Origin of the sequence: Myxococcus sp. AM009, assembly GCF_013372605.1 — a bacterium.
Lineage (GTDB): Bacteria > Myxococcota > Myxococcia > Myxococcales > Myxococcaceae > Myxococcus > Myxococcus vastator.
This window is the reverse complement of sequence record NZ_JABXEP010000052.1, coordinates 1-23486: the sequence shown is the minus strand read 5'-3', so window position 1 is coordinate 23486 and position 23486 is coordinate 1. Positions and strand designations below refer to the sequence as shown.

Sequence of the window (23486 nt, the reverse complement as noted above, 5' to 3'; positions counted from 1 at the left end):
CATGACGCGCCCCCTCACGCGCCTGGTGGTGAACGCGGACGACCTGGGGCTCCACGCCTCACTGGACGCGGGCATCCTCCGCGCGCACCGCGACGGCATCGTCACCAGCGCCACGCTGCTGGCCACGGGCCCCACCGCGCCCGAGGCCGCCGCCCGCGCGAAGGAGGCGCGGCTCGCGGTGGGACTGCATCTGGCGCTCTCCACGCGGCTGCCTCCCGCGGCGCCCGCGCATGAGGTGCCCACGGTGGCGCCGGACGGCCGGATGCGGGGCGGCTGGGCCGACTTCGCTCGCGCGTGGCTCACCGGACAGGTGCGCCGGGACGAGCTGGCGCGCGAGCTCTCCGCGCAGCTTCAGCGGGCCCGCGCGCTGGGCGTGGCGGTGGACCACCTGGACGGGCACCAGCACCTGCACCTGCTGCCCGGAGTGCGGCCCCTGGTGGAGGAGCTGGCCGCGCGCGAAGGGCTGCCCCTGCGCTGGCCGGACGCGCTCCCCCGCCCTCGCTGGTTGAAGGCGCCGGGCCCCGCGCTGAAGGCCACGGTGCTGGCCGTGCTCGCACACGCCGCGCCTCGGGCGCCCCAGGGCGTGCGCCGGGTGAGCGCGGGCGGCGTCTTCGAGGCGGGGATGCTGGACGAGGCCGCCCTGCTCGCGGTGGTGGACGCGCTGCCCGCGGGCGACTTCGAGCTGGGGTGTCACCCGGGTGAAGGCACGCCGCACGTCTCCGAAGACCCGGCGTGGCGCTACGGCTGGGAAGCGGAGCTGGCTGCATTGACCAGCACGCGCGTCGCGTCGCGGCTACGTGAGCGCGGCATCGAGCTTCACAGCTATGGGACGCTGTTCTCCGCCTCGGCCGAAGAGTGACAGCGCGGCGTTCAGCGCCACGGCGATGAAACGGTGCACTCCGCCTCATCGCGCAGCGCAGGTGAGCGGAGCGCCGGAGTCGCCGCAGCAGGTGAACCATCCGCTCCGGGGGGAGCCGGTCCCTTGGCTCGCTGTTCGGAAATGTCGGGGGTTTGCGCCGCGAAATCTCCCGACATTTCCGAACAGCGAGCTCCTGAGGTGCGCTCCTCCTCGCCCCGAGGAACAAGGCGCGGCGGCGCCCAGCCTCACAGCTACGGCGCCCTGCCCTCCGCCACGTAGAGGACGTGCGGCGTGGTGTAGCCCTGGCCCAGGTCCACCACCTCACGCACCTCGAAGCCCGCGTCCTCCAGGCAGCGCGTCATCTCCGCGCGAGGCTTCAGCGCCATGCCGCCGCTGGCCTTCGTTCGGCCCAGCAGCGACACCATCACCCACTCCTGCGCCAGCGCCTTGCGGTGCTTCCAGGAGCCGTCTCCCTCCACCTCCTTGAGCAGCAGCCGCCCGCCGGGCTTCAGCAGGCCCCGCACGGTGGAGAGGAACCCGGGCCACCGAGACTCCGGCAGCAGGTACAGCACATCGCACACCACCGCCGCGTCGAAGCGGCCGGGAGCGCCCCGAGCCAGCGTCTCCTCCACGGTGCCTTCCTCGATGCGCACGTTGGGCTGGCCCGCGAGCGCCCGCCGAGCCCAGGCCACCTTGCGCGAGTCCGGGTCCACGCCATGCACGATGCGGCCCGAGTCCTCCAGGGCCAGCAGCGCGGACAGCAGCCCATGCCCACAGCCGATGTCCGCCACGGTGCCGCCCGGCGTGCGCGCGGCCATGGCCAGCAGCGGCGCGGAGAAGGCCCGCGCGTGGACGTGGAAGCGCTCGGCGACGGGCAGCCCGTCGTAGCGAAGGAGGGCCTGTTCGAGGAGTGCGCTCATGAGACGTAGTAGTCCGCGCCGAAGGCCCACGAGAGGACGAGCAGCGACGCGGCGCCCACCGCCAGCGCCCCGCGCAGCAGCAAGGGCCGCTCGCGCAGCAGCATCGCCGCGGTGAGGAAGACGGGGAAGGCGGACAGCAGGTAGCGCCCCATGCCCATGAAGTCCTTGGTGGACCACGCGGGCAGCCCGACGATGGCCAGCACGTAGACGGCGTAGCCCCACCCCAGCAGCTTGCGCGTGGGCCACACCAGCGCCAGCGCCAGCACCGTGAAGAAGGCATGCGCGGCCAGCCGGAGGGCCTCGCGCTTGTCCTGCGGCGCCAGCACGACGCGCTCGAACCAGCTCACCTTCAGCCACGTGTGCCAGCCGGGAATCTGCTCCCAGCCGGGCGCCCCCTGCACCTTCACGAAGGCCACAGGGTCACCGAACTGGTGCCACAGGAAGAGCATGTACGCGCCGAAGCCCAGGCCCGACAGCACCGGCAAGAAGTCCACCGCGCTCCACTTCTCACCTCGCGCGTGCTTCCACTCCAGGCGGCGCACCAGCAGGCCCAGCACCACCGCGGGCGCCACGGGCCGGGCCGCGGTGGCCACCGCCGCGACGAGGATGGCGGGCCCCAGGTGCCCACGCTCCAGCAGCAGGAAGGCCGCCACCACCAGCAGGACGAACAGCGCGTCCGAATACATGGCGCCGTAGAAGAAGAGCGTGAAGGGGTAGCAGGCCATCAGCAGCCCGGCCTTCAGCGCCGTGGCCTCGTCCGTCAGCTTGCGCGCCCAGACGGTGAAGAGCACCAGCGCCAGCGGGCCGCACAGCAGCGTGATGAACACGCCGGACTGGTACACGTTGGGCCCCAGCGACTCCACCGCGCGGATGAGCAGCGGGTACAGCGGGAAGAACGCCACCGAGCTCTGCTGCCCCGGGACGAACTGGTAGCCCTCCTGGGCAATCCGCATGTACCAGCTGGAATCCCAGGCCACCCAGCCCATGGTGAAGTACTCGTCGAGCCGGACGACGGGGTTGTCGGGGTCCTTGTGGAAGAAGCGCCAGGCCCCGGCGGTGGCGGCTGCGCCACAGGCCACGACTGCCGACAGGACGACGAGGGCGATGGTGCGGGACGCGGAGCGTGCCATTCGGCCCGGGAGGCTCGGGCCAGTGACGGCCTCCGGTCAAGCCCGGGAGCCCCTGATATGTGGAGCTCCCGGGTGCGGTCACTGGAATGACTCAGCGCGGGTAGAACGTCTTGCCCGCCTTCACCAACTCCACCAGATGCGGCGCGGGGGCGAAACGCTCCCCGAGCTTGTCGTGGTAGTGCTCCAGCTTGCGCAGCACCTCGGCGGGGCCGCGGCTGTCCACGTAGTGGAAGGGGCCACCGAGGAACGGCGGGAAGCCCAGGCCGAAGATGGCGCCCACGTCGCCGTCACGCGCGCTGCGGAGGATGCCCTCGCCCAGGCAGCGGATGGCCTCGTTGACCATCTGCAGCACCACGCGCTCCGCCATCTCCGCGCGGTCGAAGGAGCGGCGCTCCGTGCCGTGCGGCAACAGGGCGTAGATGGAGCTGTCCACCTCCTGCTTCTTCCCGTCCTCGTACAGGTAGAAGCCCTTCTGCGTCTTGCGGCCCAGGCGGCCGTCGGCCACGACCTTCTCCAGGGCCTTGGGCGCCGCCATGCGCTTGCCGAAGGCGGCCTCCATGATGGGGCCCACCTTCTGCGCCACGTCGATGCCCACCTCGTCCAGGAGGGTAATCGGGCCCACGGGGAAGCCGAACTCGACCAGCGCCCGGTCCAGCTCCGCGATGTCCGCGCCTTCCGCCAGCAGGTACGCCGCCTCATTCATGTACGGCGCGAGGATGCGCGAGGTGTAGAAGCCCGGCCCGTCGTTGACGACGATGACCGTCTTGCCCTGCTTGCGCCCCACCTCCACGCAGGTGGCCGTCACCCAGTCCGCGGTGCCCGCGTGGGTGATGACCTCCAGCAGCGGCATCTTGTGGACCGGGCTGAAGTAATGCATGCCGATGACTTGCGCCGGCCGGCGGCTGCCCTTGGCCAGCTCCGTAATCGGGATGCTGGAGGTGTTGGACGCGAAGATGGTCTGGTCGCCGGTGACGGCCTCCACCTCCGCGATGATGCGGTGCTTGAGCTTGAGGTCCTCGAACACCGCCTCGATGACCAGGTCCGCCGACTTGAAGCCGGCGTAGTCCGTGCCCGCCGTCACCAGGGCCGACTTCGCAGTGGCATCGCGGCGGGTGAGCGAGCGCCGCTTCACGCGCTCATCCAGGATGGACTGCACCTGCTTCATGGCCCGGCCCACGCCCGCGTCGTCCTTGTCCTTCACGCGCACGGGCACGCCCTGGAGCGCGCTGGTGACATAGGCGATGCCGCCGCCCATCAGCCCGCCGCCCAGCACCGCCACCTTCTTCACCTCGCGCGGCTTCGCGTCGGGGTTGGCGGTGCCGTTCTCCTTCTTCAGCGCCGTGGTGGCGAAGAAGATTTCAACCAGCCGCTTGGAGACGTCCGACACCACCAGCTCGCCAAAGGCCTTCGCCTCCGCCTCCTGGCCCGCCTTGTGCCCGGACTCCAGGCCCACGCGCACGACTTGAAGCGCCTTCTCCGGCGCGGGGAACTTGCCGCGCGTCTTCTTCAGGAGCTGCTTGCGCGCCTGGTCGAAGAGGACCTTGCGGCCCAGCGGGTTGTCCTCCAGCGCCACCTCCGCCCACAGCTCCTTGTTGGCCAGGCCCTGGATGAAGCCCGCCAGCCCCTTCGCCTTGCCACTCGCGGCCACGCCCTTGAAGCCCTGGCCGTGACGGCGGTCCACCTTCAGCTTACCTTCGGCCAGCTCCTTCGCGCGCCGCACGGCGATGGCGCGGAGGATGGGCGCCGGCACCACTTCATCCACCACGCCCAGCTTCTTCGCCTTCGCCGGCTTGAGGCTCTTGCCGGTGAGGATGAGGTCCAGCGCCGCCTGCACGCCAATCAGCGCCGGCAGCCGCTGGGTGCCGCCCGCGCCCGGAATCAGGCCCAGCTGCACCTCCGGCAGGCCCAGCGACGTCTTCGGGCTGTCGGTGGCGATGCGGTAGTCACACGCCAGCGCCCACTCCAGGCCGCCGCCCAGACAGGCGCCGTGGATGGCCGCGACGACGGGCTTGGGGAAGGCGTCCAGCTTGTCGAAGCCCTCCTGTCCGTTGCGGCTGATGGCGGTGGCCTCCTCCGCCGTCTTGATGGTCTGCAGGAAGTCGATCTTCGCCCCGGCGACGAACGAGTCCTTCTTGCCGGACGTGAAGACGACGGCCTTCACCTCGGGCTCTCGCTCCGCGCGCGTCATGACGCGCAGGAAGGCCTCGCCCGTCTCCGGCGACAGCGTATTCACCGGGGAGTCCGGCAAATCGAAGGTGATGACGGCGACGCCGTCCTCCACCTGGTACGAGAAGCCCTGCTTCACCTCGAGCTCTTCCGCCTTGGTGGCCATCACGCACGCTCCAGGATGACGACGGCGCCCAGGCCGCCCGCCGCGCAGACGGTGCACATCACCGTGTTCTTGTTCCGACGCTTCAGCTCATTGAGGGCCTGGGTGACGATGCGCGCCCCCGTGGCCCCGAAGGGATGGCCAATGGCGATGGAGCCGCCCGTCACATTCAGCCGCTCGCGGTCGACTTCGCCCACCGGCGCGCTCCAGCCCGCCTTCTTCGCGAAGGCCGGGGACGCCAGCGCCTGGAGGTTGCTGGCCACCTGCGCGGCGAAGGCCTCGTGCATCTCCACCAGGTCGATGTCCGAAAGCTTCATGCCCGCGCGCTTGAGCGCCGTGGGCACCGCGTAGGCCGGACCCTGGAGCAGCTGGTCCCCCGGGTCCGTGGCGGCGTAGGCGTGGCTGCGCAGGAAGCCCAGCGGCTCGTAGCCCAGCGCGCGCGCCTTCTCCTCGCTCATCAGCAGCAGCGCCGCGGCGCCGTCCGTCAGCGGCGACGCGTTGCCCGCCGTAATCGTGCCGTACTTGCGGTCGAACGCTGGCCGGAGCTGGCCCAGCGCCTCCAGGCTGGCGTCCTCACGGACGATGTTGTCGCGCTCCGCCGTCTTGTCGAACTTCGGCGGCACGACGACGTGCATGACCTCGTTGTCGAACAGGCCGTCCTTCCACGCCTTGGCCGCGTTGCGGTGCGAGTTGAAGGCGATGCGGTCCTGCTCCTCGCGGGAGATGCCGTTCTCCTTGGCCATCTTCTCCGCGCTCTCCCCCATCGTCATGCCGGTGGAGTACTCGGCGATGGCCGGGGGCACCGGCAGCAAGTCCTTGGCCTTGAGGCGCTGGAAGGGCTTGAGCTTGTCCGGCAGCGAGCGCCCCTTGGACGCCGCCACCAGCGCGTGGGCCAGCGGCCGGCTGGTGAAAATCGGCGCGTCCGACATGGACTCGGTGCCGCCGGCGATGATGACGTCCGCCTCGCCCATGGCAATCGCGTTGGCCGCCGTCGTCATCGCCTGGATGGACGTGGCGCACGCGCGCGACACCGTGAAGGCGTCAATCGTCTTCGGCAGCCCCGCCGCGATGACGACCTCGCGGGCAATGGACGGCGCCGTCAACGTGGGGATGACCTGACCGAACACCACCTGGTCGATGACGTTCGGGTCCAGGTCCGTCTTCTGCACCAGCTCCTGGACCACCAGGCGGCCCAAATCCAGCGCCGTCAGCCCCGAGAAGACGGAGCCCGCCTTGACGAACGGGGTCCGCAGGCCGCGGACGATGGCCACCCTTCGGGGGCCGTTGCGCTTCTCGCTTGCCATGTGTGCCTCACCTCCAGCGACGTCGGGAGGTGGGCATCTAACGAGCGGCAATGCGCCGCGTCAATCGTCCGTTGATTCAAAAATCAATCGGTTGACACTCCCTACGGGGCTGCCCGCGGGGGGTGAAAGCGACCCTACGGCCCCAGCGTGCCCTGGCGCAGCGCCACGCCGTGGCGGTGGACGGCCTCCACCAGGAACTTCGCGGACTCGGGGTCCGTGGGCGGGAGGATGCCGTGGCCCAGGTTGAAGATGTGCCCCTCGGGGCCCGCGCGGCGGAGGATGTCCTTCACGCGGCCGTCCAGCTCCTCGCGGGGGAGGAACAGGTGCAGCGGGTCCAGGTTGCCCTGCACCGCCACGTCCGGCCCCAGCACCTTCCGGCCCTCGTCCATGGGCAGCGTCCAGTCCAGGCCCACCACGTCCGCACCGGTGCTCTTGAGCAGCGACAGGTGCGTGGACATGCCCACGCCGAAGACGATGACGGGCACGCCGGTGGCCTTCAGCTCGGACACCATGCGCTTGAGGTACGGCATGCAGAAGCGCTCGTAGTCCCACGGCGACAGCTCGCCGCCCCACGAGTCGAAAATCTGGACGATGCTCGCGCCCGCCTCCACCTGCATCTTCAGGTAGGGGATGAGCGTGTCGGTGAGCTTGCCGAAGAGGCGGTGCGCCAGCTCGGGCTGCTCGAACATCAGCCGCTTGATGAGGATGTAGCTCTTGGAGCCGCCGCCCTCCACCATGTACGCGGCCAGCGTGAAGGGCGCGCCCGCGAAGCCGATGACGGGCACGGCGTCATGGAGCGCCTTGCGCGTGCGGCGGATGGCCTCGGCCACGAAGCCGGTGCCCTCCACGGGGTCCGGCACGCCCAGCTTGTCGATGTCCGCCGCGGAGCGCACGGGGTTGGGGAAGTGCGGCCCCTTGTCCCCCAACTCCAGGGTGATGCCCATGGCCTCCACGGGGATGAGGATGTCGGAGAAGATGATGGCCGCGTCCACGCCCAGGCGTGTCACCGGCTGGACGGTGACCTCCGCCGCCAGGTCCGGGTGCTTGCACAAATCCAGGAAGGCGATGTTGCCGCGGATGGCCCGGTACTCGGGCAGGTAGCGGCCGGCCTGGCGCATCAGCCATACCGGCGTCGTGTCAGTGGGCTGGCGGCGCGCCGCGCGGAGGAGTCGGTCGTTCACTTCGGACCTCGGAGGTGGGCCCCGCTCCAGGCGGGGCGAAAGGAAGCAGGTGCGGTCAGCGCCGGCTCCACGCCAAGGTCTGGCGCAGCGGCCCGGTGCCTTCGTCCACGAACAACAAGCGGTTGGCGCCGTCCTCCCAGTCGAGCGTGCCCTGGGAGCCGTCGCGCAGGAGCTTGTACTCGAAGATGGCGCCAACGGGCAGCGACAGCGCGAAGCCGTCAGGCCCTGGACGAAGCGAGCGCTCGGGCTTCCACCCGCCCAGCTCCGGCCCGCTGCCCACCAGCCGCACCGCCGGGTCCTCCACTGCCAGCTCCACCGTGCGCCGCGTGCCCATCCCCCGCCACCGCAGGCCCGCGAGCTTCGCCGCCGTGGCGAAGCCGCCCGCCGTCTGGGGCGTCAGCCGCGCCAGGGCCACCTCTCCAGCGGGCACACGCACAGAGCCCACCTCTCCGGCGGCCAGCGGCGGCGCCAGGGCCAGCGGCTCCAGCTTCGAGCCAGCCAGCCCGTCCGGCAGCGGCACGTCCACGGCGCTGTCACGGGTATTCACGGCGATGACGACGGCCTCGTCGGCGGTGACGCGCGCGTAGGCGAAGAGGTCCTCCCGGGCGGCGAGCATCAACGTCTCGCCGCGCTGGAGGGCCTCACTGCCACGACGCAACGCCAGCAGCCCGCCAATCCATGCGCGCAGCGGGTGGTTCGTGAAGCGCATGTCGCCTCGGTTCTCCGGCTCCTTCGCGCCCGTCAGGCCCTCCTCGGTGCCGTAGGTGAGCGCCGGCACGCCGCGCGCGGTGAGCTGCACCGCCAGCGCCCGCTTCACCCGCTCCACGTCGCCGCCGCACTCACTCATGACCCGGGGCAGGTCGTGGTTGTCCACCATCGTCACCAGCGAGCCCGGCGCCGGGTACAGCCGGTCGTTGAAGAGGATGGCGCCCAGGTGCGACGGGGAGCGGTCCCTGCAGAAGACGTCCACCAGCGCGAAGGCCAGCGGGAAGTCGAACATCGTCCCGAAGCGACCTTCCTTCATCGTGTCCGACAGCAGCACCGGGTCGCCGTCCAGCATCTCCCCCAGCAGCAGGAAGCCCGGCCCCGCGTGCTGGCGAAGGTCGTCGTTGTAGCGAGCCCAGAAGGAGGTGGGCATGTGCTTCACCGCGTCCAGCCGGAAGCCCGCGGGCTTGAGCACGTCCACCCACCGGCGCGAATGCGCCAGCAGGTGCGCGTACACCTCTTCCTTCTCCACGGCGAGGTCCGGCAGGCCGTGCACGTCCCCCATCACCAGCTCGCGCGAGTCGCTCCAGTCCTTGATGGGCCCCAGGCCGTGGAACCAGTCGGGCCGCTCACGCGACAGGCGCGTCTCCGGCCCCACGTGGTTGAGCACCACGTCCAGCACCAGCCGCATGTCCCGGCGGCGCAGCTCCGCCGACAGCGTCTTCAGCAGCGCCTCGTCGCCGAAGCGCGGCTCCACCCGGCCGAAGTCCTCCACCCAGTACCCGTGGAAGGCGCCGTACCCGTAGAACGTGTCGGTGCGCATCTGGAAGACGGGTGAAAGCCACACCGTGCGGACACCGAGCTGCTGAAGCCCGTCCAGCCGGTCAATGACACCTTGCAGGTCTCCGCCGTGAAAGGCCTGCGCGTCCTCCAGGTCCACCGCGCCGTCGTTCTTCGGGTCTCCATTGGAGAAGCGGTCCACCATCACGAAGTAGACCGCGTCTCCCGCCGGCGGCTCCCACGAACCCCGGTAGGGCTGGGGCGCGACCGGCGTGCCCTTGCCCGGCTCGATGCCCGGCCCGGCCGGCGCGTTGAGGCCCGGCACCGTGCCCGGGCCACCGTCCGTGTCCGGCACCAGGAAGGGCGAGGCCAGGAAGGAGTCGAACAGCGCGCCCGCCTGACTGGCGATTTGCGGGGCCACCTCCAGCTGCGCGTCGTCCTCGCGCTGCTGGTCGAACTGGAGGGCGGCGCCGTAGTCCTGGCTGACGACGGTGGGCGCCATGGCGGAGTCCGCGCGCGCGCCCGTGGTCCGCACGGAGATGTCCCACGAGAAGCGGCCGCCCACCTGGCTGAAGAACGTCACCCGCGTCTCCACCAGCAGGTGCAGCGGCGCCTCCGGCGTCAGCGCCTTCAGCATCTCGAAGCGGCGCTGCGAGTCGCGCACCTTCGCGAAGTAGGCGGCGTAGTCCGCGTAGGGCACCACCTCCGCGCGCAGGTTGCGTTTGGCCAGGGTCTCCGCGATGCGCTGCTTCAGCCCCTCCGGGACGTCCGCCACCACGCCGGCCCGCCGCGCGTCATCCCGCACGTAGGCCACTGCGACCACCGTGCCGACGGGCGCCAGGGGCGGCGGCGCCGCGCGGGGAAGACACGCCGCGAGCGTCACCGCGGCCAGCGCCGCCGTGAGGGAGACCACCACGCTCCATCGCCTTGTCAGAACCATCCTTCGGCCTCAATCGCGACCACCGAGTGCCAGTGACGCTCGGGGCCGACGTAAACGTTGTACTGGTCCAGGCTGTCCACGAAGGAGTTGCCGAACGCCGCGTGCTGGGTGGAGCGCTGGAGCCCGTACAGCAGCCGCAGGCTGGGGCGCGCGTAGATGCTGCGGCCCGTGGGGTTGAGCACCACGCCGGCCTTGAACTGCCAGGTGTCGCGCGTGTCGCTGTCACCGAACTCCAGGCCACGCGCGTCCGCCATGCCGCCGGTGCTGGTGAACACCGAGTCCACGTGGTTGCGGTAGAGGTTGCCGTTCAGGCTCTTCTCGCGCGCGAGGCTGCTCTCCACCAGGAGGTGGACCCTGTCGGTGAGGAAGTACTGGAGGCGAAGCACCGTGGAGGCGATGACGCGGTTGTCCTCGCCCGCGACGATTTCGTTGTCCTTGTTGAACGAGTAGCCGGCCCACACGCCCCAGAGCGCCTCCAGCTTGTCGGGGATGATGCGCAGGTAGGCCTCGTTGCCGAGGTTGGCGTCGTAGCGCTCGTCGGTCTGGTCCGTGACGTACACGGTCCAGTCCCGGCCCCGGAAGTTCTCCGTGTAGAAGGGCTGCGGGTGGCGCTTCTCGAAGGTGAGGTACATGTTGCTCCACACCAGCGGCCCCACATTGCCGAAGCCCAGGTAGCCCATGGCCCGGTACGACAGCGCGCTGCGCGCCTGGAGGTCCGGGACCAGGTCCTCCACGCCCGGGTTGGCCTCGAAGTAGCGCCGCACCACCTCGCGCCGCGCGAAGTTCTCGTAGCTGGTCCCGGGCGACGCATAGAGCGCGTTCCGGTTGCCGCTCACCGCGGGCTCGTAGCCCACCTGTCCGCGGATACCCACCTCCAGGTGCCCGGGAATCAGCCGGTAGCGGAACGACGCGGCGCCCGTCAGCACCGTGTTGTAGTTCCGGGGCCGCAGCGTGTAGCCGCTGTCGCCGACCGCCAGGAGGACGTCGTAGCGGTCGCCCTGGTACGTGCCGGACAGGCCCACCGTGTCCCAGAGCACCGTGCCGGGACGCTGGTCGTAGATGTGCAGGTCGTTCCAGCGGTCCTCGAGCGTGCCCAACTGCCACGTCACCCGGTCCAGCAGGATGTTGCCGGCGCGGACGAAGAGGTAGTCGGCGCTGAAGTTCACCAGCGAGCCGTTGCCGGGGTCCGCTGAACGGAACGAAGTGCCGGAGATGCGGGAGTGGACCTCGGCCCACACCTCATCGGACCCCGGCGTGGCCTGGAGCGCATCCAGCCGGAGGTTGAGCTCGCCGTAAGGGCTCTCGTTGAGGAGCCGGCCGTAGAGCCAGTAATAGCCCAGCTGACCGGAGCCGCCCGAGAAGTCCGGGCGGGTCATGATGCGGAAGTAGCCCGCGGCCCCGAAGCGATCTCGAGGAGCATCGGCCAGGGCAACGAGTGGGAGGAACGTCAACAGGAGGGCGCCGAGGCGCGCAGGCAGGACTCGCATGGGCGGGCCCTGCTTATAGCGCAACCTCGGCTGCCTGCCCTACTCCGCGCGCAGGACGACGATGGTTCTTTCCGGCATCCCATACGTCGGGCCGTTCACAGGCGACGGGATATCCAGCCACGCGTTGCCCGTGGACCGGCTGTCCAACCCCGCGGTCGTGAGATAGGCGGGGCTGTCGAAGTACGCCTGCGTGTCGATGAGCCGCGTCCACTTGCGGCCTTCGGGCAGCGTGAACTCCACCGCGCGGGGCTCCATGTTGATGAGCACCAGCAGCTCCGGCCCGTAGGACGCGTCGTGGTAGTGAATCATCAATTGCTTGCTGTCCCACGCCGCCTCGGTGTTCTGGGCGCTCTTCCAGGCCAGGGGCGCGCCCGCGCCGTAGTCCTTCGGCGCGAAGGCGTAGGCGTGCTCCTTGCGCAGGCGGATGGCTGCCTTCACGAACTCGAACATGCGGTGGCGTTCGTCGCGCGCCAGGTACGCGCCCCACTGATACCAGTTGAAGGCGTTGTCGGAGAGCGTGGAGTAGGCGTTGTTGTTGCCCAGCTGCGTGCGCATCCACTCGTCGCCGCCGAGAATCATCGGCGTGCCGTGGCTGATCATCATCGACATGAAGGCATTGCGAATCATCTGCCGGCGCATGCTCTCCGCGCGCTCGTCGCCAATGGGCCCCCAGTTGCGGGAGCGGTTGTGCTCCTCGCCGCTGACCTTGTCGCAGAAGGGGCTGTTCGGGTTGTCACAGCACACCGGGTTCAGCGGACCGCAGCGGTTCTGCTTCTCGTCGTACGCGAACAGGTCGTACATCGTGAAGCCGTCGTGCACGGTGATGAAGTTCATGGAGTGATACGGGCGGCGGCCGTTGCGCTCGAACCACTCCTGGCTGCCGTACATCAGGAAGCCGCCGTCCACCGTGCCGGGCCGGCCGCACAGCGACCCCTCATTGGAGTTGAGCTTCCAGCCGTCCTGGTTGATGAACGCGCGCCACCAGTCACGGAAGCGGCCGTTCCACTCGTACCAGCCGTTGCCCGGCTGCGTCCTGGCGTTGGGGAACTCGCCCAGCGGCATGCAGTACCAGCCGCCCGCGCTCCAAGGCTCGGCGATGATGCGGGTGTTGTACTTCTGGAGCACCGGGTCGTCGATGACGTCCTGGAGCACGGTGTTGCGCGGGTCGTCCCAGCGGTTGTAGTCGCCGTCGCGCTCCCCCAGGATGGGCGCCAGGTCGAAGCGGAAGCCGTCCACGTGGAGCTCTTCCACGTAGAAGCGCAGGCTGTCGATGATGAGCTTGCGCGTGGGCCGGTGGTTGGGCCGCATCTGGTTGCCGACGCCGGTGTTGTTCCAGTACGTGCGGCGGTCCGGGTTGAGCGCGTAGTACGCCTGGTTGTCGATGCCGCGGAACGAATAGAGGCCGGCCGTCTCCGCGGGGTCCAGGGACTCCAGCGGCTCGCCGGGCATGACGTCATCCGTCTCCAGCTTCTCGCGCCACAGGCCGCCTTCGCCGGTGTGGTTGTAGACGACGTCGACCAGCACCTCGATGCCGTGCTTGTGGAGCTGCTCCACCATCCACTTGAACTCGTTGATGACCTGGTGCGGCTCCTTGAAGGCCGCGTAGGACACCTCGGGCGCGAAGAAGTTGATGGTCTGGTAGCCCCAGTAGCCACCGTCCAGCGGCTTCTCGTGGATGGGCAACAACTCCACCGCGGTGATGCCCAGCTCGGCCAGGTAGGCCGCCTTCTCACCGAAGCCGCGGTAGGTGCCAGGGAAGCGCACGCCGCTGGCGGGGTCCGCCGTGAAGCCCTTGGCGTGGACCTCGTAGACGATGAGGTCCTGCCAGCCGTGGCCCTGCCAGTGCTCGTCCTGGCGGTTGGCGCGCCACTGCTGCTCCACCTCGCCCCACGAGTAGTCGCCGTCCTTGACGAGCACGCTCTTGGCGGAGGCCGCGTACGTCACCTCCGTGCGGGCGGGGCCACTGGCCGTGCTGCCCTTGGTCCAGTCGTGGTCGCGGTGCAGGGCCTTGGAGTACGGGTCCGTCAGGAGCTTGTTCGGGTTGAAGCGGTTGCCGTAGACGTCCGCGTCCGCCTTGAAGCCGTGGATGGACCCGGGGAACCACCGCGGGTCATATTCCCAGTTGGGGCCCCACGCGCGGAAGCCGTAGTGCTGCCCCACGCCCACGCCTTCCACGTAGACGCTCCACACGTCGCCGTAGCGCGTCATCTCGTAGGTGCGCGCCGGGCGGTTGCTCTCCGGATCCTCGAAGAGCAGCAGCTCCAGCCGGGTGGCGTTCTCCGAATACAGGGCGAAGTTCACGCCCTTGTCCACGTACGTGGGGCCAATCTGGCGAAGCGACTCGATGTCATCCACCGAGTAGCTCGGGGCCCGAGCCTCACCGTGGTACAGCCGGACGTAGTCGCTCTCGCTACAGCCAGCGGCGAACAGGGCGGCGGACAGCGCCACGCCCACGAGACGGGACATTCTGGGAGTGCGCATCAGGTAGGCTGACCTCGAGGTCCGGACATGACTCGGCCCGGCAATAAATCTCCGCTTCCATAACAAGCGCCTTCCGTGGCTGACAAGGCAGGGCCCCGGCGTCGCCTCGGGGGCGGCCCTCCGTTCAGTGGTGTACACCCCTGGATGACGCAGTGCGTGCAACCAAGGAGGTTTGAGGAAAAGACGAGCGCCCGGGTAAGGTGCGCGACCGTCTTCCCATAAATTTCTCCGAGCACGACTTGTCCGAAGTCACCCTGAGTGGGATCAAGAAGTCGTTTGGCCAGAACCTCATCGTGAAGGGCGTGGACCTTCAGGTGGGCGAAGGCGAATTCCTGGTGATGGTCGGCCCCTCCGGGTGCGGAAAGACGACCCTGCTTCGGCTCATCGCGGGCCTGGAGCAGGTGGACGCGGGTGAGGTGCGCATCGGGGGCGCCCGGGTGAACGCCGTGCCGCCGCGTGATCGCGACGTGGCGATGGTGTTCCAGTCCTACGCGCTCTACCCGCACATGACGGTGCGGGAGAACCTGGCCTTCGGCCTGACGCTCCGGAAGTTCCCCGCGGCGGAGATTGACGCGCGCGTGCAGGAGGTGGCTGGGATGCTGGAGCTGCGCCACCTGCTGGAGCGCAAGCCCAAGGCCCTGTCCGGCGGCCAGCGCCAGCGCGTGGCCATGGGCCGCGCCATCGTCCGCAGGCCCAAGGTCTTCCTCTTCGACGAGCCCCTCTCCAACCTGGACACCGCGCTCCGCGTCCAGATGCGCGGCGAGCTGGCGCGGCTGCACCGCCGGCTGAGCGCGACGATGATCTACGTCACCCACGACCAGGTGGAGGCCATGACGCTGGCCACCCGCGTGGCCGTCTTCAATGGCGGGCTCCTCCAGCAGGTGGGACCGCCGCTGGAGCTCTACAACCGCCCCGCCAACCGGTTCGTCGCGGGGTTCCTCGGCTCGCCCGCCATGAACTTCCTGGAGGCGCGGCGCGAGGGGGCGCGGTTCACCGGCAAGGGCTTCACCCTGCCCTGTCCCGCGGACGTGCCCACCGAGCAAGCCACGGTGCTGCTGGGCCTGCGCCCCCAGGATTTGCGCGTGGTGGCCCAGGGGCCGCTCACCGGCACCGTGGACGCGGTGGAGCGCCTGGGCTTCGACGGGTACGCCTTCGTCACCACGGAGGCAGGGCTGGTGGCCGCGCGCTTCGACAAGGGCGTCCACGTCGCAGTGGGTGACAAGGTGCAGCTGGCCCCCGTGGCGGACGCCCTGCACGTCTTCTCCCAGGACGGCGCGGTGGCGCTCCGCCATCCGGAGCAGCGCGCCGCGTTGGAGGTCGCGTCGTGAGCAGGTGGCTCTGCCTGGCGCTGCTCGCCACGGCGCTGAGCGCGCACGCCGCGCCGGAGACGGCGAAGCCGCTGAAGCTGTGGCACGCGTACCGCGGCGGCGAGGAGACGGCGCTCGTCCAGGCCACGGAGCTCTTCACCGCGAACACGGGCGTCCAGGTGGAGCTGCTCGCCCTGCCCTACGACGCCTACGCGGCCAAGCTGACCAACGCCATTCCGCACGGCGTGGGCCCAGACGTCTTCATCTTCAACCACGAGCGGCTGCGCAACTTCCACGCGCAGCACCTGGTGGCTCCCGCCAGCGGCCTGGCGCGCGCGGACTACTTCCCCAACGCCATCGAGGCGCTGGAGGTGGATGGCCAGGTGTACGGCTATCCCATGTCGCTCAAGTCGCTGGCGCTGTACGTCAACACGAAGCTCGTGCCCCAGCCGCCGGAGACGACGGACGCGCTGCTGGCCATGCTGCCCGCGCTGTCGGGCGCGGGCGAGGGCCGCTTCGGCATGGCCTACGAGAGTGGTGACTTCTACTTCCACGCGGGCTTCCTCTTCGGCTTCGGCGGCGAGCTGTTCGACGCCTCCGGCCGCGCGAGCTTCGACACACAGGGAATGGCCCGCTCGCTGGCCTTCGTGAAGGACCTGCAGGACCGGCGCTTCATTCCCCAGGAGGCCTCGGGCGCGCTGGTGAAGAGCCTCTTCAACGACGGCCGCGCCGCCATGGTCATCAGCGGGCCCTGGTTCGCCGGGGAGATTGCCCCGGACGTGGACTACCGCGTGGTGGGGCTGCCGGTGGTGAGCGCCACGAACCTCCCCATCCGCCCCTTCCTGGGCGTGGAGACGGCCTACGTGTCATCGCGCTCCGCGCGGGCGGAGCAGGCCCAGGCGCTGGCGCGCTTCATCTCGCTGGGCGAGGCCTCCCGCGTTCGCGCCACGGTGGGCCGGCAGATTCCGGCGGACGTGGCAGCGTACAGCTTGCGCGAGGTGCGGGAGGACACGCTCATCTCCTCCTTCCGGGAGGCGGCCCGCCACGCGACGCCCATGCCCAACACGTTGGAGATGGCGCGCGTGTGGGAGCCCATGAAGCTGGCGCTGCGCGCGGTGCTCCAGGGCGGCACCGAGCCCCAGGACGCGGGCGCGCTGGCGGACCGGCGCTACCGCGCGCTGCACCGCGAGCGCCCGCCCGAGGCCAGCCCGCTGCCGTGGCTGGGATTGGTGGGCGCCATGGCGCTGGGCGGCTCCGTCTACGTGCTGCGGCGCCCGGCGGCGACGCTGCCCTTCAAGCGACGGTATCCGGACGTGGCGCAGGCGGTGGCGTACATCACCCCCGCGGCGGCCGGCGTGGCGGTGCTGGTGTTCGTCCCCTTCGCGGTGGGCCTCAGCCTGTCGCTGTTCCACCACGAGGCCGGGGAGTACTCCTTCGTGGGCCTGGCCAACTTCGTGGACATCCTGGCCAGCCGCGGCTACAGCCTCACCGAGCCCCTGTCCTTCTACTTCACGCTCGCCGTGACGCTGCTGTGGGCGGTGGTCAACGTGGTGCTCCACGTCAGCATCGGCCTGTTCCTGGCGCTGCTGTTGAAGGATCCGCTGCTGAAGCTGCGGGGTGTCTACCGGGTGCTGCTCATCATCCCCTGGGCCGTACCCAACTACATCACCGCGCTCATGTGGAAGGGCATGTTCCACCGGCAGTTCGGCGCCATCAACGGCCTGCTGGTGGCCCTGGATTTGGAGCCGGTGAGCTGGTTCACCCGCTTCTCCACGGCCTTCGCGGCCAACGTGGCCACCAACACCTGGCTGGGCTTCCCCTTCATGATGGTGGTCGCGCTGGGCGCGCTCCAGTCCATCCCCCAGGAGCTCTACGAGGCCGCGGAGGTGGACGGCGCGAGCAAGTGGACGCAGTTCCGCCGCATCACCCTGCCGCTGCTGAAGCCCGCCATGCTGCCGGCCGTCATCCTGGGCAGCGTGTGGACCTTCAACATGTTCAACATCATCTACCTGGTGTCCGGCGGTGAGCCGGGCGGCGGCACCGACATCCTGGTGTCCGAGGCATACCGTTGGGCCTTCCAGCGCAACGAGCAGTACGGCTTCGCGGCGGCGTACTCGGTCCTCATCTTCGTGGTGTTGCTGGCCTGGTCCACCTTCACCAGGCGCCTGATGCGGTCGTCCTCGGAGGTGATGGGATGAACCGCCCCTCGCGCTTGAAGATGGCCGCCATCCACGCCGGGCTGACGCTCTTGTGCATGGCCACGCTCTACCCGGTGCTCTGGGTGGTGAAGATGGCGCTGTCGCCCACGGATGGGCTGGCGCTCACCGCCAACCCCTTCCCCGACACCGTCACGCTGGAGCACTTCCGGCAGGTGCTCTCCGGCACGGACGCGGCGGGGCGGTGGGTGTTCGGCCGGCAGCTCCTGGCGAGCATCGTCGTGGCCGGCGCCACCACGCTGGTGGGCCTGACGCTGGCGGTGTCCGCGGCCTACGCGCTGTCGCGCTTCCGCTTCCCCGGCAAGGAAGGTGGGATGCAGGCGCTGCTGGTGACGCAGATGTTCCCGGCGACGCTGATGATGGTGCCCATCTACAGCATCCTCCAGAAGCTGCACCTGCTGGACAGCCTCACGGGGCTCGTCCTCGTCTACGCCACCACCGCCCTGCCCTTCTGCATCTGGAACCTCAAGGGCTACTTCGACACGCTGCCGCGCGAGCTGGAAGAGGCGGCGGTGATGGACGGCGCCTCCACCTTCCAGGTGTTCGTGCGCGTGGTGCTCCCGCTGGCCCGGCCCGCGTTGGCCGTGACGGCGCTCTTCTCCTTCATGACGGCGTGGAACGAGTTCATCCTCGCCGCCACGCTGCTCAATGACCCGTCCCGCTTCACCCTGCCCGTCGCGCTCCAGCGCTTCGTCGGCGAGCACAAGGTGGAGTGGGGCAAGTTCGCCGCGGGCGCGCTCATCGTCTCCGCGCCGGTCATGGCTTTGTTCTTCGCTCTCCAGAAACACCTCGTCGGCGGGTTGACCGCTGGCGGCGTCAAGGGGTGATGTCGATGTCGTCTCGCTGCCTCCGTGCCCTCTTCCTCGTCCTGCCTCTGCTGGTCGTCGCCTGTGGCGATGACTCAGACGGAGGCCCTCCTCCCAGCGACAACGCGCCCATCGTGCGGGAGGTCCAGCCCTCGGGCGGCCCCGTCGCGGGAAACACCCTCATCAACGTCTACGGCTCCGGCTTCAAGGAAGGCGCGAAGCTGTACTTCGGTCAGCAGGAGGCCCTGCGGGTGGTGGTGGTCAACACCTACCGCATCTACGGCTACACCCCCACGGCCACCTCCGGCGCGGTGGACGTGCGCGTGGTGAACCCCGACAGCGCCCACGGCACCCTGGTGGGCGGCTTCACCTACGAAGGCGCGCCGTCGGCGAACATCGACCAGGCCGAGGTGCTCAACGGCAACGTGGACGCGGTCAGCAACGGCCAGCCGGTGGGCACCACCGTGCGCGGCGCCGTCACCGTGGCCGGCATCACCCGCGGCACGGGCCAGGGCGGCGGCATCCGCGCGCAGGTGGGCTTCGCCCCGGCGGACGCGGAGCTGCTCAACCCGGAGCGCTACACCTGGGAGGAGGCCACCTACGAGGCTGACTCGGACAGCCGCGAGGCGGACATCTACCAGGGCACCGTGCTGCTCCAGCCGGCCATTGGCGGTGAGAGCCGCGAGTGGGTCGTCACCATGCGCTTCTCCATCGACAACGGCGCGACGTGGGTGATGGCGGACGGCGACGGCAGCGCCAACGGCGTGTCGGAGGACATGCTGCGCCGGGTGTTCATCTCCCGGCCGCGCGTGGACTACTGCAAGCTGGGCCCGGACAACAACCGCGGGCCGCTCAACGTCTTCTACCGGCCGGGCGACACCACGCTCGTGAAGGTGGCCGGCCAGGTGTACGCGGCGGGCGTCACCCAGGGCAGCGGCGCGGGCTCGGGCCTGGTGGCGCAGCTCGGCTACGGCCCGGCGGACTCGGACCCGCGCAGTGACAGCGGCTGGACGTGGGTGAACGCCACGTACAAGACGGACCACGGCAACAACGACGAGTGGGAAGCGGACATGCCCAACCCAGGCACCGAGGGCACCTGGCGCGTCGCCTACCGCTTCAGCATCAGCGAGAACGCGTGGCGCTTCTGCGACGTGGACGGCGTCAACGACAGCACCGAGGGCGAGCTGACCTTCAGCCTGTCCAAGCTGGGCACGCTCACCGTGGGTGACGAGGCGCCGAAGCCGCCGGTGACGTGGTGCAAGATTGGCCTCGACCAGACGCCGCCGGAGGTCATCAACTACACGACGACGCAGACCTCGGGCCTGAAGACGGTGCATGCCCAGGTCAACCTGCCGGGCGTCACGGACCGCGAAGGCGCGGGACCGGGCCTGTCGGGCCAGCTCGGCTGGGGCCCCGTGGGCGAGGACCCGCGCACCTCGCCCCTGTGGAACTGGTCGGCCTCGCTGACGTTCGACCAGGACAACTTCGAGGTGAACGACCAGTGGAAGGGCACGCTGCCCAACCCGGCCATCAACGGCGAGTACCGCTATGCGGTGCGCTTCAGCCACGACGGCGGCCCCATCCGCGTGTGCGACGGCAACGGCGTGGACGACGGCGGCCAGGACTTCGAGCTGGACCAGCTCGGCACGCTCAACGTGACGGGCCAGCCCGTCATCCCGCGCGTCATCGGCTACTGCAAGCTGGGGCCGGATGGGAACAACACCCCGGAGACGGTGACGTACACGACGACCACCACGGCCAGTCGCCGAGTGGAGGCCCAGGTGTTCGTGCAGGGCGTGACGAATTCCGCGGGCGAGGGCGAGGGCATCGTCGGTCAGCTGGGCTGGGGGCCCGCCGGTGAGGACCCGGCCACGTCCTCGCAGTGGAGCTGGACCACGAGCGGCGAATACGCGTCGGACCTCGGCAGCAATGACGCGTACGAGGCCACGCTGCCCAACCCGGGCACGGTGGGCAGCTACCGGTTCGCCTATCGCTTCCAGGTGAACGACGGCGAGTTCCTGCTGTGCGACGCGGACGGCAACAGCGGCGGGGCCACCGGCTTCGACGCCGCGCTGACGGGCACGCTCACGGTGACGGAGGCGCAGGCCATCAACGTCGTCAACTACTGCAAGCTGGGGCCGGACGGGAACAACACGCCGCAGTCGCTGGCGTACACCGCCGGTGAGGCGGCCAGCCACGTCATCGTCGCGTACGTGAACGTGGCGGGCATCACCGACACCACCACGGGCGAGGGCGCGGACATCGTGGGCCAGCTCGGCTGGGGCCCCGCCGGTGAGGACCCGGCCACGTCCGGTGCGTGGGACTGGAGCACGACGGGCCAGTTCGCGGAGGACTTCTTCGACAACGACCGGTACCAGGCCACGCTGCCCAACCCGGGCGTGGTGGGCGGCTACCGGTTCGCCTACCGCTTCCAGGTGAACGGCGGGGAGTTCCTCTACTGCGACGCGGACGGCAACAGCACCGGCCCGGATGGCTTCGACGCGGCGCTGACGGGCAACCTGGCGGTGAGTGAGGACCCGGACCCCGAGCCCACGGATGCCTACTGCCGCCTCCAGAGCGTGAGCGGCACGACGGTGGGCAGCGGCGACACCGTCACCGTGGTGGGCCGGGTGCACATCCCGGGCGTCACCGCGGGGACTGGTGCGGGCGCTGGCATCCAGGTCCAGGTGGGCGTGGGCGCCGCGGACGCCAACGCGTCCACCCAGGCGGCCGCGTTCACCTGGAAGGCCGCGGAGTACACCGGCGAGGCGGATGGCGAGGCGGACACGGACGAGTTCTCCACCACCGTGACGCCGGCCTACACCGGCGACCGCGCCATCAGCCTGCGCTACTCCACCGATGGCACCGCGTGGACGTACTGCGACAAGGACGGCAGCGACGTGGGTGGCTACACGCTGGGCCAGCAGCACGCCCTCACGGTGGGTAACCACGCGGGGATTGGCTACTGCAATCTCCAGTGGCCCTTCGAGATCGCGGCGGGCGCCGAAGGTGACCCGCGTATCGTCTATGGCCAGTTGTGGGCGGAAGGCGTCACCCCCGGAGGAGGCCAGGGCGCGGGCGTCGTCGCGGAGCTCGGCTATGGCCCCGTGAGCAGCGACCCGGGTGTCTCCGGCTGGACATGGCTGGCGGCGACGTACCTCAGCGACGAGGGCGACAATGACCAGTACTCCGTGAGCCTGCCAACGGGCGTGCCGGCCGGGACGTCCTACACGTACCGTTACTCCCTCAATGGTGGGCCGTTCTGCTACGGCGACCGGAACGACCGGGGTGGCAGCACCAACGGCTTCAGCGGTGGGGACATCGGCACGGTCACCCCGTAGCCAGGCGGCTTTCAGGCTGGCCGCCCGGATGCCCACCAGGGCCCGGGCGGCCTCCCGGAATGATCGGGGCTGCTGAAGCGTATGCTTGACAGTGTCGGATGGGGCCGATAAAAGCCCGCCTCACCGAAGCGCGGCGGACGCCTGACGGGCGGATAGCTCAGCGGTAGAGCGGCGCCCTTACAAGGCGATGGTCACAGGTTCAATCCCTGTTCCGCCCACTGTCGTACCGATGTGGGGAGTTAGTTCAGTTGGTTAGAACGCCGGCCTGTCACGCCGGAGGCCACGGGTTCAAGTCCCGTACTCCTCGCCAATAAGAAGGGCCCGGAATCGCAAGGTTCCGGGCCCTTCTCCTTTTAGTGAGAGGCTCGGCTTTTGGCCCTGCCGCTCGCGGTTCCCATTCTGGGGAGTTAGTTCAGTTGGTTAGAACGCCGGCCTGTCACGCCGGAGGCCACGGGTTCAAGTCCCGTACTCCTCGCTCGAATGAGCCCCCAAGTCCCTGAGACTTGGGGGCTTTTTCGTTTCCGGCTTCGCCTGTAGCGCGACTGTAGCAGTTCGTCATGTTGATGCCCCCTTGCGGATCGAGCCGCAGTTTCTCGACTTCGGTGCAGAGCGCCTCCCACGGCAGCGTGGTGTAGGCGTTGATGATTCCAGGAGGCGGGCCGTGAGTGACCCACTTCAGGATTTCGGGCCTAGCGCCATCAGCGACAGCCAAGCTGATGAACGTCCGCCGCGTGTCATGAGCGCGCCGCAGAGGCCGCCCAAGCGCCCCTAAGTCCTCGTGGAGCAGCCGGAGGACAGCCTGCTGCCGGCGGTGCTGTCCACGCGGGGAAGGGACCACCAGGTCTTCGAGTCCCGGATTTCGCCCCATGAATCGCGACCACCCTTCCTCACGCCAGGACGCAAGCAGGCGTGCAAGCCAGGGGTGCACGGGAACGGCGCGCACGACGTCCGTCTTCGTCGACTTCACCGCCAAGCGGCGGTGACTGAAGCTGGAATGCACCCACAGCCGCCCCAGAGGACTGAGCGTCTGCTCGTAGGCGTTCCACGTCAGCGCGGCCGCCTCCCCCGAGCGAACACCTGCCAGGAAGAGGATGGCGTACAGGATGCGCCGGTCCTCCGGTACATGACCGTCAGTGACGAGTTGCAACACCTCCGCGCGTGAGTACACAGCGCTGGCGCGCCAACGAGGGTCCGCATCCTGGCGCGCCGGCAATTCGCCTCTACGCTCCCGTAGTACGCAAGGCGACGACGCAACCACCTCCTCAATGCGTATTCCGGCGAAGGTGAGCACCCATTCCAGCTCAAGCCGAGCAGCCGTTCCGGCCATGGCGAGCAGTCGGAGCGTCAGCGACGCTGGGACGTTCGTTCACTTCACCTGCTTACGCGCCTTCGTCAAATTCGCGTCCGCCTTGCGGGTGGAGTCCCCGGCGAGCCGGAGGCGGTGGGCGTTGTGGACGAGCCGGTCGAGGATGGCGTCGGCCAGCGTCGCGTCGCCAATGACGGCGTGCCAGTCCTTGGGCTCCAGTTGGGATGTCACCACCGTGGAGGACTGGTGGTAGCGGGCCTCCAGGACTGAAGTTGCCCCGGTTCCGCAGAGCGTTCCGCGCTTTCGCCCTCAAGCGGCAGCGCGGTGCTTCTTCTCGTAACCAGCGGGTGACTCGTAGTCGAGCGCGGAGTGGCGCCTGAGCGGGTTATACCAG

At 69.5% G+C, this 23486-nt stretch carries 13 protein-coding genes, 3 tRNA genes and 1 pseudogene; 8 read left to right on the top strand and 9 right to left on the bottom strand.

Annotation, left to right across the window (positions count from 1 at the left end; translation table 11 throughout):
- The first annotated feature begins 1 nt into the window (after position 1).
- Entirely contained in the window at positions 2–859 is an 858-nt protein-coding gene (locus tag HV824_RS15220; RefSeq protein WP_176420184.1) for a ChbG/HpnK family deacetylase, read from the top strand.
- Positions 860–1110: 251 nt separating this feature from the next.
- On the opposite strand, the gene HV824_RS15215 is transcribed toward HV824_RS15220, so the two are convergent.
- The 8 genes from HV824_RS15215 to HV824_RS15180 all read right to left on the bottom strand — a co-directional run bounded on the left by HV824_RS15215 (position 1111) and on the right by HV824_RS15180 (position 14101).
- A complete protein-coding gene (locus tag HV824_RS15215; protein ID WP_176420182.1) occupies positions 1111–1779 on the bottom strand; it encodes a bifunctional 2-polyprenyl-6-hydroxyphenol methylase/3-demethylubiquinol 3-O-methyltransferase UbiG in 669 nt (222 codons plus the stop codon).
- Complete coding sequence (locus HV824_RS15210) at positions 1776–2909, bottom strand: mannosyltransferase family protein (protein ID WP_176420180.1); 1134 nt, start codon at positions 2907–2909, stop codon at positions 1776–1778. The genes HV824_RS15215 and HV824_RS15210 overlap by 4 nt, the downstream gene beginning before the upstream one ends.
- A gap of 91 nt (positions 2910–3000) precedes the next feature.
- Complete coding sequence (gene fadJ, locus HV824_RS15205; RefSeq protein ID WP_176423592.1) at positions 3001–5241, bottom strand: fatty acid oxidation complex subunit alpha FadJ; 2241 nt, start codon at positions 5239–5241, stop codon at positions 3001–3003.
- Positions 5241–6542, bottom strand: a complete 1302-nt coding sequence (gene fadI / locus HV824_RS15200) for an acetyl-CoA C-acyltransferase FadI (RefSeq protein ID WP_176420176.1) — start codon at positions 6540–6542, stop codon at positions 5241–5243. Before fadI ends, fadJ begins: the two co-directional genes overlap by 1 nt.
- Positions 6543–6676: 134 nt before the next feature.
- Positions 6677–7723: a uroporphyrinogen decarboxylase gene (gene hemE / locus HV824_RS15195; protein WP_176420174.1), complete on the bottom strand. Its 1047-nt coding sequence runs from the start codon at positions 7721–7723 to the stop codon at positions 6677–6679.
- Between the two features lie 55 nt (positions 7724–7778).
- The gene (locus tag HV824_RS15190) at positions 7779–10124 is read right to left on the bottom strand and encodes an alpha-amylase family glycosyl hydrolase (RefSeq protein ID WP_368671012.1); all 2346 of its coding nucleotides are present in this window, start codon (positions 10122–10124) and stop codon (positions 7779–7781) included.
- 14 nt (positions 10125–10138) lie between these two features.
- Complete coding sequence (locus HV824_RS15185) at positions 10139–11635, bottom strand: hypothetical protein (RefSeq protein ID WP_176420170.1); 1497 nt, start codon at positions 11633–11635, stop codon at positions 10139–10141.
- A 39-nt stretch (positions 11636–11674) separates the two neighbouring features.
- Positions 11675–14101, bottom strand: coding sequence for a glycogen-debranching protein (locus HV824_RS15180; RefSeq protein ID WP_255208054.1), 2427 nt, complete (start codon positions 14099–14101; stop codon positions 11675–11677).
- Positions 14102–14355: 254 nt separating this feature from the next.
- On the opposite strand from HV824_RS15180, the gene HV824_RS15175 reads away from it, so the two are divergent.
- The 7 genes from HV824_RS15175 to HV824_RS15145 all read left to right on the top strand — a co-directional run bounded on the left by HV824_RS15175 (position 14356) and on the right by HV824_RS15145 (position 22261).
- Positions 14356–15444, top strand: a complete 1089-nt coding sequence (locus HV824_RS15175) for an ABC transporter ATP-binding protein (RefSeq protein WP_176423598.1) — start codon at positions 14356–14358, stop codon at positions 15442–15444.
- Positions 15441–17621 carry an extracellular solute-binding protein gene (locus HV824_RS15170; protein WP_176423591.1) on the top strand — a complete coding sequence of 727 codons (2181 nt, stop codon included), beginning with the start codon at positions 15441–15443 and terminating at the stop codon, positions 17619–17621. The genes HV824_RS15175 and HV824_RS15170 overlap by 4 nt, the downstream gene beginning before the upstream one ends.
- Complete coding sequence (locus HV824_RS15165; protein WP_163777498.1) at positions 17618–18466, top strand: sugar ABC transporter permease; 849 nt, start codon at positions 17618–17620, stop codon at positions 18464–18466. Before HV824_RS15170 ends, HV824_RS15165 begins: the two co-directional genes overlap by 4 nt.
- A 5-nt stretch (positions 18467–18471) precedes the next feature.
- Positions 18472–21786, top strand: coding sequence for an IPT/TIG domain-containing protein (locus HV824_RS15160; RefSeq protein ID WP_255208053.1), 3315 nt, complete (start codon positions 18472–18474; stop codon positions 21784–21786).
- Positions 21787–21932: 146 nt separating this feature from the next.
- Positions 21933–22004 (top strand) — tRNA-Val (locus HV824_RS15155).
- Between the two features lie 15 nt (positions 22005–22019).
- Positions 22020–22096, top strand: a tRNA-Asp gene (locus tag HV824_RS15150).
- Positions 22097–22187: 91 nt separating this feature from the next.
- A tRNA-Asp gene (locus HV824_RS15145) sits at positions 22188–22261 on the top strand.
- Positions 22262–23152: 891 nt separating this feature from the next.
- Here HV824_RS15145 and HV824_RS15140 read toward each other — a convergent pair.
- Positions 23153–23359: pseudogene (locus tag HV824_RS15140) on the bottom strand (ATP-binding protein); the annotation flags it as partial.
- Between the last annotated feature and the right edge of the window lie 127 nt (positions 23360–23486).

Coding starts and splice junctions, on each gene's coding strand:
- HV824_RS15165 (WP_163777498.1), top strand. CDS start 17,618: ATGAACCGCCCCTCGCGCTTGAAGATGGCCGCCATCCACGCCGGGCTG.
- HV824_RS15185 (WP_176420170.1), bottom strand. CDS start 11,635: ATGCGAGTCCTGCCTGCGCGCCTCGGCGCCCTCCTGTTGACGTTCCTC.
- HV824_RS15220 (WP_176420184.1), top strand. CDS start 2: ATGACGCGCCCCCTCACGCGCCTGGTGGTGAACGCGGACGACCTGGGG.
- HV824_RS15215 (WP_176420182.1), bottom strand. CDS start 1,779: ATGAGCGCACTCCTCGAACAGGCCCTCCTTCGCTACGACGGGCTGCCC.
- HV824_RS15180 (WP_255208054.1), bottom strand. CDS start 14,101: ATGTCCCGTCTCGTGGGCGTGGCGCTGTCCGCCGCCCTGTTCGCCGCT.
- fadJ (WP_176423592.1), bottom strand. CDS start 5,241: ATGGCCACCAAGGCGGAAGAGCTCGAGGTGAAGCAGGGCTTCTCGTAC.
- HV824_RS15160 (WP_255208053.1), top strand. CDS start 18,472: ATGTCGTCTCGCTGCCTCCGTGCCCTCTTCCTCGTCCTGCCTCTGCTG.
- fadI (WP_176420176.1), bottom strand. CDS start 6,542: ATGGCAAGCGAGAAGCGCAACGGCCCCCGAAGGGTGGCCATCGTCCGC.
- HV824_RS15210 (WP_176420180.1), bottom strand. CDS start 2,909: ATGGCACGCTCCGCGTCCCGCACCATCGCCCTCGTCGTCCTGTCGGCA.